The organism is Hymenobacter profundi (assembly GCF_019334315.1).
GTDB lineage: Bacteria > Bacteroidota > Bacteroidia > Cytophagales > Hymenobacteraceae > Hymenobacter > Hymenobacter profundi.
The window spans coordinates 38876-56576 of record NZ_JAHWGL010000012.1; the positions used below are offsets into that span (position 1 = coordinate 38876).

Genomic DNA, 17701 nt, shown 5'->3' on the forward strand with positions numbered 1-17701 from the left:
GATACTCCTCCTCATCTTATATGAAACGCTCCTCCTTTAAAGCTATCAGCTATCAGCTAGTGGCTATCAGCCTGTTCACCGCCTCCTGCGGTCAGGGCGACAAAGACCCGGCCGCCCGGTTGGCGGAACTCAAGAAAGAACAAGCCGCCACCCAGGCCAAAATTGCGGATTTGGAAGCCAAAACCGGCGCCAAAGAAGCCAACGCGGCCGCGCAGGCCGTGCCCGTATCAGTACTTAATGTGCAGCCCGAGAACTTTGCCAGCTATTTGGAAGTGCAGGGTAGGGCCGATTTTGATGAGAATGCCAACGTGTCGCCGCGGGCGCCGGGCACTATCACCAGCATCCGCGTGCAGCGCGGCGACCGGGTAGGCAAAGGCCAGATTCTGGCTACTCTAGACGCGGCGGTGCTGGAATCCGGTATTGCTGAGCTGCGCACCCGCATGGACCTGGCCCGCGTGATCTACGAAAAGCAGAAGCGCCTCTGGGACCAGGAAATCGGGACCGAAGTACAGTATTTGCAGGCCAAAAACAACTATGAGGCCCTGAAAAACAACCTCACCACCCAGCAGCGGCAGCGCGACCAGTACAACGTGCGGGCGCCCTTCGCAGGCACCGTGGATGACGTGCCAGCCAAGGTAGGGGAGTCGTCGGGACCTGGCTCGCCGGTGGTGCGCCTGCTCAGCGGCAGTAGCGGCAAGATTGTGGCTGACATCTCGGAAGCCTACTCCAACAACATCAAGCCCGGCGACAAGGCCTTGGTGAGCATCCCCGACATGGGCGAGGAGAATATTTCCGCTACGGTGCGTACGGTCAGCAGCATCATCAACCCCACCAGCCGCACATTCACCATTGAGTTGCGCCTGAATAGCTCAGCCGCTGTGAAGCTGCGCCCCAACATGGTGGCCACCGTACGCATCCAGAACTATAACAGCCAGAACGCCACCGTGCTGCCCGTAGACTTGGTGCAGCGCGACGAGCAGAATAGCTATGTGTACGTGGTAGAAAATAAAGGCCAGCAAAAAATAGCTGCCAAGCGCGTTATCGAAACCGGCGCCACTTACAACGGTAAAGTGGAGGTAACCAGCGGTTTGAAAGCGGATGATCAGGTAGTATCAGCGGGCTATCAGAATTTAAACCCCGGCCAAATAGTTAGCTTATAGCTGCTGGCTGTTAGCTATTAGCTTCATAAGTGTAAGCGAAAAGCTACGTAAATGAAAAATTATAAGGAATTGCGGGTTTGGCAGCAAGGGCTACGGATTGTAGGCTTTGCGTACGAGGTAGCCCGTCAGTTGCCGCGCGAGGAAACGTACGGTTTGCGTAGTCAGATGACGCGGACGGCCATTTCAATTCCGTCAAACATAGCCGAAGGTAGTAGTCGCACCAGCGAATTGGAGTATAAGCACTTTCTGGAAATTGCGTTAGGCTCTTGCTTTGAACTTGATACGCAACTCATCGCGGCTATCCAATTAGGGTTTATTGAACTGCCACCAGACCATCCACTTCCTACTCTTCTAGAAGAAGAAATAAAGATGCTACACGGCTTCATTAGTCGTCTGTCTTCTACTTCAAAAGCTATTAGCCAACAGCTAGCAGCTAACAGCTAAAGAAAGCCATGCAGGATATAGAAAAAGAATTTGGGCCCACCAGTTGGTCCATCAATAACAAGACGAGTATCTACATCATCACGCTGATCTTGTGTATCGCGGGGGTGTTTGCGTACATCAAGCTCGGCAAGGAGAAGTTTCCGGATATCGTGATTCCGCGCATCATCGTGGCCACGGTGTACCCCGGCACCTCGCCCACCGACATTGAAAACCTGGTGACGCGCCAACTCGAAAAGGAGATTAAGAGCGTGAATGGGGTGAAGAAAATCAACTCCACCTCCAACCAGGACTACGCCATTGTGGACGTAGAATTCAACTCTGGCGTGGATGTACAGTATGCCAAGCAGCTCATCAAGGACGCCGTAGACAAGGCTTCCAGCGAGCTGCCCAACGACTTGCCGGCCCCGCCCACGGTGCAGGAGGTGAATATCTCCGAGCAGCCAATTATGTACATCAACCTGGCTGGCAACCTGCCCCTGAGCCAGTTGAAAAGCTACGCCGACGACTTTCAGGACAAGATTGAAGCCCTACCCGAAATCACGCGGGTAGACATTGTGGGTGCCCTGGAGCAACAAGTGAACGTAGACGTGGACCTGAACCGCCTGCGCGCTTCCCGCCTCAGCTTCACCGACATCAGCAACGCCATTGCCCGCGAGAACATCACCATCTCGGGTGGCTCGGTGGACGTGGGCGACCAGAAACGCGCCGTGCGCGTGGCTGGGCAGTACGCCAACGCCGCCAACATTGCCGATATCCAGATCAAGAACCTGAACGGTTCGGCCATTCGCCTGGGCGATATTGCCACGGTGACCGATGCTTTTAAAGACCGCGAATCCTACGCTCGTCTGGATGGCAAAACCGCCATTACCCTGAACGTGGTAAAGCGTCAGGGTGAAAACCTGATTGAAGCTTCGGATAAAATTAAAACGATTATTGCTGATGCCGAGCAGACCCTACCCAAGGAGCTGACCATCACCGTGACGGGCGACACCTCGAACGACACCCGCGTGACGCTCAACGACTTGATCAATACCATTATCATCGGCTTCCTGCTGGTAACGCTGATTCTGATGTTCTTCATGGGCACTACCAACGCACTGTTCGTGGGTTTGTCGGTGCCGCTGTCGATGTTCCTGGCCTTCGTGCTGCTGCCTACCCTCGATTTCTCGCTGAACATGATTGTGCTTTTCGCCTTCCTGCTGGCGCTGGGTATTGTGGTGGACGACGCCATTGTGGTAATTGAAAACACCCACCGCCTACTGCACGAGCACCCCGAGATGACCACGGCCCAGGCCGCCAAGTATGCTGCTGGTGAGGTGTTTGTACCCGTGCTGGCCGGTACCCTGACAACGGTAGCACCCTTCGTGCCGCTGATGTTCTGGCCGGGTATTGTGGGCTCGTTCATGTTCTACCTCCCTGTCACGCTGATTCTTACGCTGATGTCGTCGCTCATCGTGGCCTTCATTATGAACCCGGTATTTGCCGTGTCGTTCATGGAGCGCGAGGAAAACCACGGCGGCAAGGTGGTAGCGTGGCGCGAGTTGTCTACACTGGCTAAGCTGTCGATTGGTGCTGTGGCAGTCATTGCGGTCATTGGCTACCTCAGCGGCTCTACCTTCCTGGGCAACCTAATGCTGACGCTGCTGGCCTTCATTTTCCTGAACAACTACGTGTTGGTGAAGCTGATTGCCGGCTTCCAAATGAAAGTGCTGCCCCGCTTCCAAAATGGTTACCAAAGCCTGGTACGCTGGGCGCTCAACTGGCCGATAGCCATTATGGTAAGCATGTTGGTGCTGTTTGTAGTGGCGTTCTTCGCCGTGGGCGCCCGCTCGCCCAAGGTGGAATTCTTCCCCAGCGGTGACCCCAAATTCATCTACACCTACCTGAAAATGCCAGTGGGCACACGGGTAGAGGTAACGGACTCGGTGGCCCGCATTCTAGAGCGCCGCATTTACGGCGTGATTGGCCGTGAAAACCACGACGTAGAATCGGTGATTACCAACGTGGCCATCGGCGCCGGCGACCCTGGCGAAGCTACAGCTACCGGTGTGTCGCAGTCCAACCTGGCGAAGATTGGCGTGGCGTTCAAGGAAACCAGCGAGCGGACCGGTCCGGCCACCAGCGAGTACATGAACAAGATTCGGGAGGTGGTGAAAGGCATTCCGGGCGCCGAAATTTCGGTGGATAAGGAAGCTAGCGGCCCGCCCGTGGGTAAGGAAATTGCCATCGAAGTAGCCGGCGACGACTATCCTACCCTCGCCAAGCTCTCCAAGAAAGTGACGCGCTATGTCGATTCGCTCAACATTGGCGGTATCGAGCAGCTGCGTTCCAACTTGGAAGACCGCAACCCCGAAATTGCCGTTGACATCAACCGGACCCGCGCCAACCGCGAGGGCATCAGCACGGCCCAGATTGGCTCCGAGGTGCGCACGGCCATCTACGGCTTCGAGGCCAGCAAATTCAAGACTCCTGATGATGAATATCCCATCCAGGTGCGCTACGCTGAGCCCTACCGCAACGACGTGGACGCCATCCTGAACTCGCCCCTGACCTTCCGCGATGCTACTGGCCAGGTGCGCCAGGTGCCCATCTCGTCGGTTGCCGACGTGAAATACGGCACCACCTACGGCGGCATCAAGCGCAAGGACACCAAGCGCGTGATTACGATTTCCTCCAACGTGCTGGGTGGTTTCACCGGCCCCGACGTGGTGCGCAACATCGAGCAGGCGCTGAAATCCTTCCCTACCCCGCCCGGCTACACCATCCGAATGGGTGGCGCGCAGGAAGACCAGCAGGAAACCAGTTCGTTCCTAGGAATTGCCGCCATTGGCGCCATCGGCCTGATTTTCTTGGTGCTGGTTACGCAGTTCAACTCGGTGAGCAAGCCTATCATCATCCTCACGGAAATTATTTTCTCCGTAATAGGGGTGATGTTGGGCTTGGCTATCACGGGCATGAACATCAGTATCGTAATGACGGGGGTAGGCATTATTGCTCTGGCTGGTATTGTGGTGAAAAACGGTATTCTGTTGGTTGAATTCACCGATATGCTCCGCTCGCAGGGCATGAAGCTGCGCGAAGCCATTGTCTTGGCCGGACGCACCCGCCTGAACCCGGTAATCCTGACGGCCACGGCCGCCACGCTGGGCCTGATTCCGCTGGCTATTGGTCTGAATATCGACTTCTACGAGTTGTTCAACTCGGGTCACCCCAACTTCTTTATCGGCGGTGAATCGGTGGTGTTCTGGGGTCCGCTGGCTTGGACAATTATTTTCGGGTTGGTGTTTGCAACCATTATCACCCTGTTGGTAGTCCCCGTTATGTACCTGCTCAACGAGCGGCTACGGGCCAAGCTTACGGGCGTCGACCCCGACGCTCCGCGCGAGGCGCCGGCCGATGCGGAGGAGGTGCGGGCCGCTCGCCCACCGGTGCTGGCCGAAGCGTAATCATTATTTCACAGTATTTTCACGCCAGCATAACAAACCTCGCCGGCTGTTACTCTTCTCGCAAGGGTAGCAGCCGGCAGGAAATGGCCCTGGCCGCTGCCGGTTGCTGGAACTGCGGTGTTTCTTTCTCTTTCTTTATGTTACCTACTACTACCCCAGCCGTTAAATCCATCGAGCAGCAAGTGTTGCGCATTGTCAGCCAGCGCCGGCCTATGCGCCCCGTTCGCTTGCGTAGTCGTCTCAACCACGAGCTGGGCCTCGACCAACTCGATGTAGTCAACATCATTCTGGCCCTGGAGCAGAGCTTCCACATCGTCATTCCCGATGAGGTGCCGCTCACTACCGTTAGCGACTTCGTGACTTACGTAGCCGAGCATACGCCCGAAACGGCCAGTCAGGCTGCTTAATATAGCGGCCATACATGCACAAAGGCCCGCAACACACCAGTGTTGCGGGCCTTTCTTGTTAGCAAAGGGTAGGGGCTTACCGCCTACCGAACGTTACCTCCCGTAGCAGTTGTATCGATGTTGGGCTGGCGGCTGATGCTGGTAGTAGTAGCCGCTACGTCGGGCTGCGCGGGCGAGCTGGACGTGGCATCGTCGCTTAAGTCGGTTGTACCAGCTTTTTTAGCTGATTCGGGAGCTTCCTGTGCGGGCTCGTGGGCAGAGGCTGGTGCGGCCTGAGCCGGCGTTTGCACGCGCGCTGAATTATCCACCATTGCGCTGAAGCCAGTAGCTGCGGGGCTATCCTCTACCACCACCGGACGAGTTTTTTCCCACTCCGCAAATTTATCGAGCTGTTCCTTGAGCGTGGAGGTGAACCAGGCTATCAGAGCCACGTCGTCGAGGAGACCAATCACCGGAATAAAGTCCGGAATCACGTCGATGGGGCTCAGAAAGTAGATAAGCACGGCCACAGCCGCCAAGATGGAAGAAGCCGGCAGGCCCGTGTATTCGCCCGTGCTAGCCGATCGCACCAGCCGAATCAGCGTTTGCACAGTTTCCCAGGCTTCGTGCGCCAGGCTTCCTAGCTCGTTTTTCTCGCGGGCTTTCTGGTAGGCATCATTCAGGAGCTGTTTGATGCGCAGGGGTTTACTCAGGTATTCTTCGGCTTTGCCCAGAAACTTCTTGAAGAACGGGGAAGAAGCAACGTGTTCGCCTTTAGGTGCTTTCGTAGCCATAGGGTAGGAGCGTAAAAGAAAATAGAAAGCTGATGCCGTTATAGACAGCCGCCGATGCTACATACTAAATCAACCGGAAATAGTTGTAGCTGAAACGAAGGTAAAAAAAAGCCCCGTTTGCGGGAACGGGGCTTTCGAAGCATAGGAAAGGAAGGCAGTTGCGCTAGTTCAGGGCTACCCGGCCAGCGGCGTAAAAGTTGCGCTGGTAGTACGCCTGCTTCAGGGAGCTAACCATCACACCGCCGTTGGTGGCAGAATGAGCAAACTTACCATCGTTGAGGTAGATGCCTACGTGGTAGATGGGCTGGCCCGGTCCACGACGGAAAAACACCAGGTCGCCGGGCTGCATTTCGTCTTTGGCCACATGCTTCACATTCTGGAACATGGAGCGCGAGCTGCGTTGCAGGGTGATGCCGTATACTTCCTTAAACACCCGCGTCACGAAGCCCGAGCAGTCGGTGCCGCGCTTGGAGTTGCTGCCGTAGCGGTAGGGCGTGCCCAGCCAATCGAGCACAGTTTCCAGCAGGTTTTTGTCTTCGGTACGGTCGAGCGATACGCCGAGCTTCTGCTCGTAGTGGGCGTAGGCCACAGAGTCGTTAGCGAAAGCAGGCAGCGCGGTGCCATCTGCAAAACCGGAAAAGTCGGGGAGGAGTGAGGCTTGAGCTACTATAGGAGCCGAATTGTTCGTTTCGGGCGTACGCTCAAAGAAAAACGAAAGGGCCATCGAGGCAGCGGCGAGGCAATACAGAATTCTGTTGTTCATTGTCCGTCGTAGAGGTGGCGAAAAGCTGCGGCCGATACGGAAAAAGGCGCGCTAGCAGAAGGAGGGTACTTCGATAAGAAAGGGCTACCGTGTAGCAGGAAATAAAGAAGCAAAAAGAAGTAGTCAGACTGATAAAACCTCGATATTTCTAGGATACCAGATTTTTAAAGCTAAGCCGTAATAGAGGAGCTATCCAAGTAAAGCCGGTATTTTATTCCTGCTTTATAGGTTAAATTCAATGAATAGGCTGAAAAATCATATAAAATACGAAACTACGCTGGGTTATACACCGTATAAACCTGCCCAAATTTTACACATGAAAGTAGCGCCCGTTATCGAAAATTCTCCTTTCGCCCGCATCGCCCGCATAGTGCTCAAATCGCGTAGCGTGGCCATGGTATTAGGCGGCACCATTCACCTGAGTGGAGCTACCAAAGAGGAGTTTTTGCGCGACCCGCGTTGGGTGGCGCACGAGATGTGCCACATCCGGCAGTACCAGCAGTATGGCCGGGTAGGGTTCCTGCGCCGCTACCTGCGCGACTGGCTACGCCACGGCTACTACAATATCCCCTTCGAAGCTGAAGCCCGCGTGGCCGGCGACCAGGAAGCGCACCTCTACGCCAACGGCCGCCCCGTGCCCTCGCGCGCCCACTCGCACAAAGGTGCAGGTGAGGTGTAGCTTGAGCCCTTAACCTAATAAGAGCTACATAAAAAATGCCGCCCCACGGAGGTAGGGCGGCATTGGTAAGAAAAGAAGGGTAGCCTATTCTATTGGCTCAAACTTTTTCTGGTTGCTGAGAGCCAGCCACGTATCGGGAATAACCTTGGTCATGGCTGCCAGAAGTTTGTTGCTCACGCCCGAGATAACGCGGGTTTCACCGTTCATCAGTGCTTTGTAGCCGTCTGCGGCTACATCTTTGGGGTCAGCCTTTTCACCTTGGCCTTCTTCGGTATGCTCGGCATGGGCCGTGTAAAAGAATTCCGTTTCGGTAGCGCCAGGGCAGAGGGCCGTTACTGTCACACCGGAATCTTTCAGCTCCACGGTGAGGGCTTCGGAGAAAGACAGCACGAAGGCTTTGCTGGCGCTGTAGACTGCCAGTAAGGCACCCGGTTGGAAAGAGGCCAAGCTCGCCAGTTGCAAGATTCGGCCTTTGCCGCGCTCCTTCATGTCGCGTCCAAATAAATAGGTGAGTTCTACCAGTGCCGTTATGTTGGTCTTGATAATGCCAACGCTGCGGTTGAGGTCGGCATCTAAAAATGGACCTGCCAAGCCGAAACCAGCGTCATTCACCAGAATATCTACCTGTAAGCCTTTGCTTTGCACCTCATCATACACGCGCTGGGCGGCGCCGGGGGCACTCAGATCCTGCGTGATGAGGGTAGGGATGATGTTGTGCTTACTCTGTAGGTGCTCCGCGAAGCCTTGCAGCCCGCCGGGATTCTGGTCGACTAGCACCAACTGGTACTGGTCTTTGGCAAAGAGATGAGCCAGTTCTTGCCCAATGCCACTAGCGGCACCAGTAACAAGCGCAACAGAATAATTTGGGTCTTTGGCCATGGGAATAAGGTAGTCGGATGGTTGAGGGAAATGCCAGCGCTAGGGCGTAGCAACAGGATATCATACTACGTTAGCTGAAGCAGAGTTATAGTCGAGGTTGGGTAGGGGCGGCCAGTAATCGAGCTACTAATGCAACTAAACGTAAGGGTTTTACGAAAAAAGAAGGCAGCCCAAGGTCGCTGCCCGCGTAGTGGCTCAGCCATTGCGTGCTTCTCTCACTCGCTTACGATCTATTTCACTTATGGCAAACAAGACCCGCAATCAACAGCCCGTATATAGCACTTCCACCTCGTCCACATCGGGCGTTTCGGCCGGTACCGTTTCTACGGGTACCAGCAGCCACACCGACCCCGGTAGCTACCGCAACGACGAATCCAACCCAGCCCAGGACCTGGACCTAAGCCCAAACCCTGCACCTCGCTCGCGCAATTCCTGGATTGAAGGCGTCAATCAGTTGCCGCAGCAAGTGAAAGAGTGGGGCGGCAAAGCCGTAGATCAGGTAAGCAGCCTCAGCACCACCCAAAAGGTGGTAGGCGGTGCCCTGCTATTGGGCGGTATCGGCTGGCTGTCGTGGCGTGCGCAGAACAGCGGCGCCGACGCAGATGACTCGTCATATGACGCCGTTACCAGCACCCGCCCCTGGGGTAGCGCCAACCGCACGGAGATTGACCCGCAGTTTCAGCCCGTAACTAGCTACCGAAACGGCTTGGCCGGCGACACGGTAATTGAGTAGACGCTTGCTATACGCACAAAAAAACAGCGCCCCGATGAAAGATTTCATCGGGGCGCTGTGCGTTGAGAGCCTTCTACGGGACTCGAACCTGCGACCTGCTCATTACGAATGAGCTGCTCTACCAACTGAGCTAAGAAGGCGTTTCCGAGGTATCCGGCGCTACCAAGGGCTGCAAAGATAGCCAGACGTTCAGAAACTACACAAACCGTAGGGTCAAAAAATCTGGATATCGTGCGAAAAAGAGTGATACAACCCTAGATTGTGGTTTGGCGTTGGAAAGATACCCGTGCCGCATCACCTTGCGGACACTGCTAATCCCTTTCTCGCTTATGAAGAAAAACAAATCGTCTGCCCTCGTGCAGGCCCTTGGCAGCGGCCTGGCCGGTGCCGTGGCGGTGAACCTACTACACGAAACCGTGCGCCACCTTCGCCCCGCCGACGCACCCCGCATGGATGTACTCGGCGAGCGAGGCCTGCGCAAGCTGCTAGGCAAAGCCGATGCACCCCAGCCCGACGAGGAATCGGCTTACTACCTCACCTTAGCCGGCGACTTACTCAGCAATGGTTTGTATTACAGCCTGGTGGGTAGGGGCAAGGGTGCGTGGTGGCGCGGTGTAGCGCTGGGCGCGGCGGCCGGGGTAGGCGGGGTAGTGCTGCCCGGCCCAATGGGATTAGGCGAAGCCCCCAGCAACCGTACACCTCAAACCAAAGCCATGACGGTAGCGTGGTACCTGGTAGGCGGCGTGGTGGCAGCCGGCGTATCGCGGTGGTGGAGCAAAAGCCACAAATCCAAGAAGCGCAAACCCAAGCGCCACCAAGCATAGTGTGTGCGGTTTGGGGAGTGGTAGCGCATAGCCTTGACGTTCCGGCACTTTCCGGCATCTTTGCGGCGTGATGAAACAACTCCGTAAACTGCTGGTGCGGGCGCTGGGCTTCGAGCGCTACATTCGTCTGGTGAGCCGCGTGTACCTGCGGCTGGTGGGCGCGGGGTGGGGCAAAAAGAAGTACCCGGAGCTGTTTTTCCTGCAAAAGCTGATCAAACCCGGTTTCGTGTGCCTGGATATTGGGGCCAACCTGGGCTATTACTCCGTGGCCTTGTCGCGGTTGGTAGGCAAGGAGGGTAGGGTGCTGGCCGTGGAGCCCATTCCCGATTTCCAGGCCATCTGGAAGGAAAATGTGAAGCTGAGCGGGTTCGATAATCTGACGCTGCTACCCTATGCCCTGGGAGGCCAGAACCAGATGGTGCAAATGGGCACGCCCGAGCGCCACGGCCTGCTTCACCACGGCATGACCAAAGTGGCCAGCAGCAACCCCCACGAGCACTACGCCCGCACCTACGAGGTGCCCATGCGCGTGCCCGACGAACTCCTGCGCGACCTCACCCGCCTCGACTTCATCAAGTGCGATGTGGAAGGGTTTGAATCAGAAGTATTTACGCATTTACAAGCTACGCTGCGCCGCTTTCAGCCCCTAATCCAAACCGAGCTAAACGGTCTGGAAAACCGCCAGAAGGTAGTAGCCGTACTGGCAGGCCTGGGCTATAAACCATTTGTGCTCTCCGAGCGTTTGGAATTAGTACCGTGTTCGGCTGCGCAGCTTACCAGCGCCGTCACGGCCGACTTTTACTTTCAACCTACCCCCACGGCGGCATAGCCGGGCGTTTTGTATTGATGGGCAAATTCCTGCTTTTTCTCCTCGTTTTCTTTTTCCTGGTTCGTTATGTAGTGCCGTTGGTACTGCGTTTTGTAGTGAGCCGCTTTCTGCAAAAGCATGCCCGCCGCTACGGCGACGCGTTTAGCCAGCAGGCGCCGTTTGGGCAGCCCCGGCCGTCGTCGCCCCCGCCCGCACCGGGCCAGGTGCGCGTCGATTACGTGCCACCGAAAACTGCCAAAGCCGGCGAGAAAGATTTCAAGGGCGGTGAATACGTTGATTTTGAAGAGTTGAAATAGCCACTTGGCTGTGTAGCCGATAGATAGCGCTGTGCCCCAGTTGGCAACCGGTTTGTGGTTGCTGACGGGGGCACAGCCCTTACTAAATGAAATAAACATTCTACCTTCGGGGCTGCTTCGCCGGGCCGGGGGGCCGGGCGGGCGCATCAGGCTTCTTTCTTCCTCGGATGACTACTGTTTCTCCCGCTCCCGCGCCGTTGTGGCGCCGCGTACTGCCGCACTTGCTGGCGGTGGTGTTCTTTCTGGCCTTGGTGGCCGTGTACTTCGCCCCGATTCTTTTTGAAGGCAAAAGCCTGGCGCAGCACGACATTGTGCAGTTTCAGGGCGGTGCCCACGAGGCAGCGCAGTACCGCGAGGTAGCAGGCAAGGAGGCATTGTGGACGAACTCCATGTTCTCCGGCATGCCGACCTACCTCATCAGCACCCGCTTCCCCGGCGACTTATCCATCTATCTGCACCAGCTATTCACCTTGGGTCTGCCGGCTGTAGTAGCCAACCTGTTTCTGACCTTGCTTTGCGGCTACGTGCTGTTTGTGGTGCTGGGTGTGCGGCCATTGGTAGCCACGGTAGGAGCCATTGCGCTGGGTTTCACTAGCTACAACCTCATCATTCTGGCGGCGGGGCACAACACCAAGTCGTTGTCGTTGGCGTATGCGCCGCTGGTGCTGGCGGGGCTGCTGGTGGCATTTCGGCGCAACAAATGGCTGGGCGCCGGGCTGTTTGCGCTGGGCCTGACCATGAACGTGCGCTCCAACCACCTGCAAATCACCTACTACCTACTACTGCTGGTGCTGGTGTTTGGTATTGTGGAGCTGGTGGCTGCCGTGAAGGAAAACCGTCTGAAGGACTTCCTGACCCGCACGGCCCTGCTGGGCGTGGCGGCGCTGCTGGCGGTAGGCGTGAGCTTCGGACGCCTCTACACCACGGCCGAGTACGGCAAATATTCCATCCGCGGCAAGTCGGAGCTGACGAAGGCGCCGCCTGCCGCGCCCGGCCAGCCCGCCGCGAGTGAGGACGCCCCCAGCGGCTCTGGCCTCGACCGCGACTATGCCTTTGGGTGGAGCTACGGGGTAGGCGAAACCATTACCCTGCTGATTCCTAACTACTACGGTGGCGCTTCGTCGGGCTCTTTGAGTGAAAGTTCGGCCACGGCACAAGCCCTGAGCGGTCTGGGTGTGCCACCCGTGCAGCTGCGCGAGTATTTGCAGCAGCTGCCGCTCTACTGGGGCGCGCAGCCCATCACCAGCGGACCGGTATATGTGGGTGCCATTGTGTGCATGCTGTTTGTGCTGGGCCTGTTCGTGGCCGACCGCCGCACGCGCACCTGGCTGCTGGTAGCTACCATCCTGTCGATTATTCTAGCCTGGGGCAAAAATTTCGAGACGTTCAATAACCTAATGTTCGATTACTTCCCGGCTTATAACAAGTTCCGGTCGGTGTCGATGGCGTTGGTGATTGCCCAGCTAGCTATGCCATTGCTGGCGGTGCTGGCACTAGCGCGGGTGCTGCGCGCCCGTGGGATGGCTCCAGTGGCTACTCGTCCCGGCCTACCGCAACCTAAGGTAGAAACCCCCGAAACCGCCGACCTCAAGCGCAAGCTACTCTACGCCGTGGGCGGCACCATCGGCCTGTGCGTGCTGGCCTACTTGGTAGGGCTAGGGCTAGACTTCTCAGCGCCTATCGATACGCAATTGCAGCAGCAGGGCTTCCCACTGGATGCCTTGCGCCAGGACCGCGCCTCGCTAATGCACACCGATGTGCTGCGCTCCATCCTGTTCATCGCTTTTGCGGGCGGAGTACTATGGATGTTCTTGCAGCGCAAAATCACGGCGACGGTAGCAGCGGCCCTGGTAGGCGTGCTCACGCTGGTGGACCTGTGGGGTGCTGACAAGCGCTACCTCAACGATAGCAATTTCCAGCGTGGCACCGTGGCGCAGCAGTTCATCCCCACGGCCGCCGATCAGCAGATTTTGCAAGATAAAGACCTGAGCTTCCGGGTGTTCAACTTGCAGGCGCCTTTCCAGGAGGCCAACACGTCGTATTTCCACAAGAGCATCGGCGGCTACCACGGCGCCAAGCTCCGCCGCTACCAGGATTTGTATGAGTGGCAGATTGCGCGCAACAACATTCAGGTGCTCAACATGCTGAACACGCGCTATATCGTTATGCCGCCGCAGCAAGCCGGTCAAACGGAGCAAGTGCAGCGCAATCCCGCCGCACTGGGCAACGCTTGGTTTGTGAGCGACATCGAGAAAGTGCAGTCGCCCGATCAGGAAATCAATGCCCTCAGCAACTTCAACCCGGCCACTACAGCGGTGGTGGATGTGAGCAAATTTCCGCTGGCAGAAACCTCCTACCTCACCGCAGGCTCTAGCATTAAGCTCACCGCCTACTCGCCCGACGAGCTGAAGTACACCTACAACGCCACCCAGCCGGGCCTGGTGGTCTTCTCCGAAATCTATTACAAGGACGGCTGGAATGCGTTTATTGACGGTAAGCCAGCGCCCTACCTACGTGCCAACTACGTACTGCGCGCCATGCAGGTGCCGGCTGGTCAGCACACCATCGAGTTCAAATTCGAGCCCAGCGCGTACTCCATCGGTAACACTATTTCGCTGATTTCCTCTATCCTGCTGGTGCTGCTGTTGGTAGGCGGTATCGTGTACGCTGTGCGCCGCCAACCCGCGCCCGATGCAGTATCGGATGATTTGCTGATGGCGTAGAAGTGGTGAGTTTGTGAGGCGGTGAATTGGTCATTTTTGTAGAGGGGTGAAGTAAAAGCGTCTGTCATCCTGAGCTTGCGAAGGACCTTCTCACGCCTGGAACGAGAGGCGCAACAACGACTCGTCCTCATATTCATCGTTCTCGCGTGAGAAGGTCCTTCGCAAGCCCAGGATGACAGACGCTTTCACTTCACCCCTCATTCTCCAAGAACTCCCGGAGCCAGTCGCCGCCCGGCGCAACATCCGGCTGCTCTTGCTGCGCGATGATTTGACGCACTCAGACCTACCCGGCAATAAGTGGCGCAAGCTCAAGTACAACTTGCGGGAAGCCCGCCACCTCGGGCATAATACACTGCTGACCTTCGGCGGTGCCTACTCCAACCACTTAGCTGCCGTTGCTGCGGCTGGGCCACTGCATGGTTTCCGAACGGTAGGGGTAGTACGTGGCGAACCAACGCTGCCCCTCAACCCTACTCTGGCCGGGGCGCAAGCCCACGGCATGCAACTCCACTACCTCGACCGTGCCACATATCGGCGTAAAACCGCGCCGGAAGTGCTAGCGGAGCTGCTACGCGAGGTAGGGCCAGCCTACGTAATTCCCGAAGGTGGTTCCAACGCGCTAGCCCTACCCGGCTGTGCCGAACTGGTAACGGAGCTGACCCAGCAAACATATTTCGACTACCTCTGCGTGGCCTGCGGCACAGGTGGAACCTTGGCCGGCCTACTCACTGGCTTAGCCGGCACCCGGCAAGCCATAGGCGTAGCTGCTCTAAAAAACGCCGATTTTCTGCGTACGGATATCGAGGCGCTAACGCGTGCGGGCACTGGTGCCACCTATACCAATTGGAAGCTGCACACCAACTACCACCTGGGCGGCTACGCAGCCTACTCTGCCGAGCTGATGGAATTTATCCGGCAGTTTCAGGCGCGGCACGGGGTGCTACTCGACCCGCTGTATACCGGCAAGCTGCTCTACGCCATTCTGGATTTGCTGGAGAAGAACTACTTCGCGCCGGATAGCACCGTGGTGGCGGTGCACACAGGTGGGTTGCAAGGCTGGCAGGGCTTTGGGCAGCGGTTTGAAAGCCGTAGCGCGTGGTGGCCAGTGGTATATTGAGTTGTAGGATAGTTGTCAGGCGCTTGCACGTCAGAAATATAATTTCTGACGTGCAAGCGCCTAGTTATTTCTAGCGCCGCTAAAGCGAATATGCAAGGGAGTAGTGGCACCAGAAAACGCACATCCCAGTCTTCTACAGTCATCATCACTACGAAAGCCTGTAGCAACACTGTGCTTACCAGAAAAACGCAGGCAGGCTGCCAGATGGTATGCCGCCGCGCACCCCAAAATGCAAGCCAATAGCATGGGTAAATAAAGCTGACAATACCCAAAATGTGTCCCCAAGAATAATACGTTTTGGCGTAGCCAAAAAACACGACGAGCTTCAACAACGCCAGCTTGGTGAAAAACACTGGGTTATGCCAGATGAAGTAGGCCAATCGTATTACGGGGGATAAGCCGTCCGGAGGCATCTGAATGGGCTCAGTGGGCTCCACTACCCAGGCAGTGTAGCCATAGATAATCTCTCCACGCAGGTAGGTTTCAACTAGGGTGAAAGTGAGTAGCAGCTTATTGAGGATAAGCCAAATTAGCGGTAGCAGTAATACTAGCAACAACAAAACCCGGCGATAGAGCCGCTGGTCGGGTTGCTGCCGCAATAGCGTTAGCACCGCTAATACACCCGCTGCTGGTACTACAAAGCCATTAGGTCGCGAAAAGAATGCGAGCACCAGGCACAACGCAAAAAGTATCCAGCTCCGCTTACCGCTTGTGTGTGCTCGCACCAGGGCCCAAAACGATAATATCAGGTAGCTCTGAAATAATGATTCGGTGAGCAGATACACATTGAATTGCTGCGTGTCGCGCCACAGAATTAGGCTGGCTGTACCGAGCAGGGCTGGCAGGCGGTGGCCACCAAGGCGGCGTAGTGCATCGTAAAAGCAGGCAGTAGCTAGGGCGGCTATTCCTATCTGTCCTAGTACAATACCCCAGCGCCCAGCGCCCAGCCAGTGCCAAAAGCTGACAAACAAGGGGTAGCCTATGTAGCGCAGATTGTGGTTATGCTCAAAACACCACTCCTCGGCAATACGACGACCATAAGCTAAGTAACGGCCGCTGTCGTTTACGTAATACGGGCCATGATGCTGCCATAGCAGCGACAGTTGCATCAGTATCCACAGTACAGCCAATACCACCTTCTGCTGACGCCATAACCACATCGCCAGTCGGTTGATGCGACAAATACAAACTAAAGAAGAAAGGCGAAATGAAATGGCTGGCATGAATAGGTCAAAGGTAAATAGCTGCCATTAAATCAACTTCGTACCAGTTTACGCGCCTGTCTGGACCTTTCTGAAGAAAATCGCGTTACTAGCGCAACCTAGCTATAAATTTATTCCTGCATGATTCGTTTGTTTCGCCGCCTATTGCCGTTGTTGTTCTTGGTAGCATTGGGCTGGTTTTTATGGGATAAAGTGGAGCCTACCCTATCAAGCTGGGGAAAAAACCCGCTGGACATAGAACCCAAAATCACCGTGACCCACAACACGGTGCTGGAGAAAATAGAAGGCTTGGGCCGCTTGGAACTGGTGCGCTATCAGTTTAAGGACGTAGTGGAGTACAAAAAAGAGTACTCGCGTTTTCTACCCAATGCCAAGGTAGCCCTCATTGTGGCTGGCAATGCCATTGGTTGCTTGGATTTGCAAAAGGTGCGTCCGCAGGATGTGGTTTTTGTGGGCGACTCCATTGTGCGGGTGGCCCTACCCCCCGCGCAGCTCTGCACTTGGCAGGTAGACCACACCAAAAGCAAAGTTTATTCGGTTGAGAACGGTTATTTTCAGGATGCCGAGCTAGTGGACGCGGCCTATAAATACGCCGAAGCCAACGTGCGCCGGACTGCCTTGCAATCAGGTATCTTGGCTCAGACCCAGCAAAACGCCCAAAAGATTCTGCGGCCCATGCTGGAAACCCTCACGGGTAGGCAGGTGATACTCACGCAGCAAACTGCCGCGCCGCAAATGCCCGCCCGGCGGTAGGGTAGGAAAAACGTCACGCTACGTCTTCGCTCAGCATAACGTTCTGTATCAATAGTTCAGCCTACTCGTCCTCATCAGGTATCTTGCCTAAATCATCCAGCGCCATGCGGATCAGGTCCGATTCGTAGCCTTTCAGGGTAAGGTATTGCGTGAGTTTTAGGCGGCGCTTGCGCGGATTCGGCTCTTTTTCCTGGGCGTCTTTTTTCTCCAGTAAATCCGTGAGATTCTGGTAGTACTCGTCGCCGTCGATTTCCTTCATGCCGGCTTTAATGCAATAATCCGATAGGCCTTTTTGCTTCAGCTCTTGCGTGATGCGGCGGCGGCCCCATTTTTTCTGGCGGTAGTGGCCGCGCACGTAGCTGCGGGCGTAGCGCTCCTCATCCAGCAGATTTTCGCGGCTGAGCTTGATGATGATTTCGCCGGCCTCATCTTCGGTCAGGCCATAGCCGCGCAGCTTGCTTTCGGTTTCTTTGAAGGTGCGTTCCTGGTAGGCACAAAAGGCCGCAATTTTGTGCAGCGCCTCACCAGGGGTGTAGGTCTTCGGCTTTTTATCGGGTTGATACATGCGGGGAGATAAAGAATTGATACGATAACGAGGATGCAGCGGGGCGCGTTCCGACGCAACCACCGCTTGGTACGTAAACGGGCAGCG

At 56.2% G+C, this 17701-nt stretch carries 17 protein-coding genes and 1 tRNA gene; 12 read left to right on the top strand and 6 right to left on the bottom strand.

Annotated features, from left to right (window positions below; genetic code table 11):
* The first annotated feature begins 20 nt into the window (after positions 1 to 20).
* From KYK14_RS05205 to KYK14_RS05220, 4 genes are all read left to right on the top strand, one after another.
* Positions 21 to 1160, top strand: a complete 1140-nt coding sequence (locus KYK14_RS05205) for an efflux RND transporter periplasmic adaptor subunit (RefSeq protein ID WP_219157572.1) — start codon at positions 21 to 23, stop codon at positions 1158 to 1160.
* Positions 1161 to 1211: 51 nt separating this feature from the next.
* The gene (locus KYK14_RS05210) at positions 1212 to 1604 is read left to right on the top strand and encodes a four helix bundle protein (RefSeq protein WP_185282258.1); all 393 of its coding nucleotides are present in this window, start codon (positions 1212 to 1214) and stop codon (positions 1602 to 1604) included.
* A gap of 8 nt (positions 1605 to 1612) precedes the next feature.
* Positions 1613 to 5050 carry an efflux RND transporter permease subunit gene (locus KYK14_RS05215; RefSeq protein ID WP_219157574.1) on the top strand — a complete coding sequence of 1146 codons (3438 nt, stop codon included), beginning with the start codon at positions 1613 to 1615 and terminating at the stop codon, positions 5048 to 5050.
* Between the two features lie 137 nt (positions 5051 to 5187).
* Positions 5188 to 5457 (top strand): phosphopantetheine-binding protein, encoded by a 270-nt coding sequence (locus KYK14_RS05220; protein WP_185282260.1) that lies wholly within the window; start codon positions 5188 to 5190, stop codon positions 5455 to 5457.
* A gap of 83 nt (positions 5458 to 5540) precedes the next feature.
* Here KYK14_RS05220 and KYK14_RS22560 read toward each other — a convergent pair whose 3' ends face one another.
* Positions 5541 to 6230, bottom strand: coding sequence for a YkvA family protein (locus KYK14_RS22560; protein ID WP_219157576.1), 690 nt, complete (start codon positions 6228 to 6230; stop codon positions 5541 to 5543).
* 163 nt (positions 6231 to 6393) lie between these two features.
* A complete protein-coding gene (locus tag KYK14_RS05230; protein WP_208308982.1) occupies positions 6394 to 6993 on the bottom strand; it encodes a C40 family peptidase in 600 nt (199 codons plus the stop codon).
* 316 nt (positions 6994 to 7309) lie between these two features.
* On the opposite strand from KYK14_RS05230, the gene KYK14_RS05235 reads away from it, so the two are divergent.
* On the top strand, positions 7310 to 7672 hold the full coding sequence (locus KYK14_RS05235; protein ID WP_219157578.1) for a hypothetical protein: 363 nt from the start codon (positions 7310 to 7312) through the stop codon (positions 7670 to 7672).
* A gap of 84 nt (positions 7673 to 7756) precedes the next feature.
* On the opposite strand, the gene KYK14_RS05240 is transcribed toward KYK14_RS05235, so the two are convergent.
* Positions 7757 to 8551 carry an SDR family NAD(P)-dependent oxidoreductase gene (locus KYK14_RS05240; protein ID WP_219157580.1) on the bottom strand — a complete coding sequence of 265 codons (795 nt, stop codon included), beginning with the start codon at positions 8549 to 8551 and terminating at the stop codon, positions 7757 to 7759.
* A gap of 241 nt (positions 8552 to 8792) precedes the next feature.
* On the opposite strand from KYK14_RS05240, the gene KYK14_RS05245 reads away from it, so the two are divergent.
* Entirely contained in the window at positions 8793 to 9284 is a 492-nt protein-coding gene (locus tag KYK14_RS05245) for a hypothetical protein (protein WP_219157582.1), read from the top strand.
* A gap of 67 nt (positions 9285 to 9351) precedes the next feature.
* Here the strand turns inward: KYK14_RS05245 and KYK14_RS05250 are convergent.
* Positions 9352 to 9424, bottom strand: a tRNA-Thr gene (locus KYK14_RS05250).
* Between the two features lie 189 nt (positions 9425 to 9613).
* Between KYK14_RS05250 and KYK14_RS05255 the strand changes: the two genes are divergently transcribed.
* The 5 genes from KYK14_RS05255 (at position 9614) to KYK14_RS05275 (ending at position 15073) form a co-directional block, all read left to right on the top strand.
* Positions 9614 to 10108 carry a hypothetical protein gene (locus KYK14_RS05255; RefSeq protein ID WP_219157584.1) on the top strand — a complete coding sequence of 165 codons (495 nt, stop codon included), beginning with the start codon at positions 9614 to 9616 and terminating at the stop codon, positions 10106 to 10108.
* A 70-nt stretch (positions 10109 to 10178) separates the two neighbouring features.
* Positions 10179 to 10937 carry an FkbM family methyltransferase gene (locus KYK14_RS05260; protein ID WP_219157586.1) on the top strand — a complete coding sequence of 253 codons (759 nt, stop codon included), beginning with the start codon at positions 10179 to 10181 and terminating at the stop codon, positions 10935 to 10937.
* A 17-nt stretch (positions 10938 to 10954) separates the two neighbouring features.
* Positions 10955 to 11233: a DUF4834 family protein gene (locus KYK14_RS05265; protein WP_185282268.1), complete on the top strand. Its 279-nt coding sequence runs from the start codon at positions 10955 to 10957 to the stop codon at positions 11231 to 11233.
* Positions 11234 to 11400: 167 nt separating this feature from the next.
* Positions 11401 to 13956, top strand: coding sequence for a YfhO family protein (locus KYK14_RS05270; protein WP_219157588.1), 2556 nt, complete (start codon positions 11401 to 11403; stop codon positions 13954 to 13956).
* Between the two features lie 172 nt (positions 13957 to 14128).
* Complete coding sequence (locus tag KYK14_RS05275; protein WP_219157590.1) at positions 14129 to 15073, top strand: 1-aminocyclopropane-1-carboxylate deaminase/D-cysteine desulfhydrase; 945 nt, start codon at positions 14129 to 14131, stop codon at positions 15071 to 15073.
* Here KYK14_RS05275 and KYK14_RS05280 read toward each other — a convergent pair.
* The gene (locus tag KYK14_RS05280; protein ID WP_219157592.1) at positions 14959 to 16233 is read right to left on the bottom strand and encodes an ArnT family glycosyltransferase; all 1275 of its coding nucleotides are present in this window, start codon (positions 16231 to 16233) and stop codon (positions 14959 to 14961) included. The genes KYK14_RS05275 and KYK14_RS05280 overlap by 115 nt on opposite strands.
* A gap of 183 nt (positions 16234 to 16416) precedes the next feature.
* On the opposite strand from KYK14_RS05280, the gene KYK14_RS05285 reads away from it, so the two are divergent.
* Positions 16417 to 17049 (top strand): DUF4230 domain-containing protein, encoded by a 633-nt coding sequence (locus KYK14_RS05285; RefSeq protein WP_219157594.1) that lies wholly within the window; start codon positions 16417 to 16419, stop codon positions 17047 to 17049.
* A gap of 61 nt (positions 17050 to 17110) precedes the next feature.
* On the opposite strand, the gene KYK14_RS05290 is transcribed toward KYK14_RS05285, so the two are convergent.
* The gene (locus KYK14_RS05290) at positions 17111 to 17614 is read right to left on the bottom strand and encodes a regulatory protein RecX (RefSeq protein ID WP_185282272.1); all 504 of its coding nucleotides are present in this window, start codon (positions 17612 to 17614) and stop codon (positions 17111 to 17113) included.
* Between the last annotated feature and the right edge of the window lie 87 nt (positions 17615 to 17701).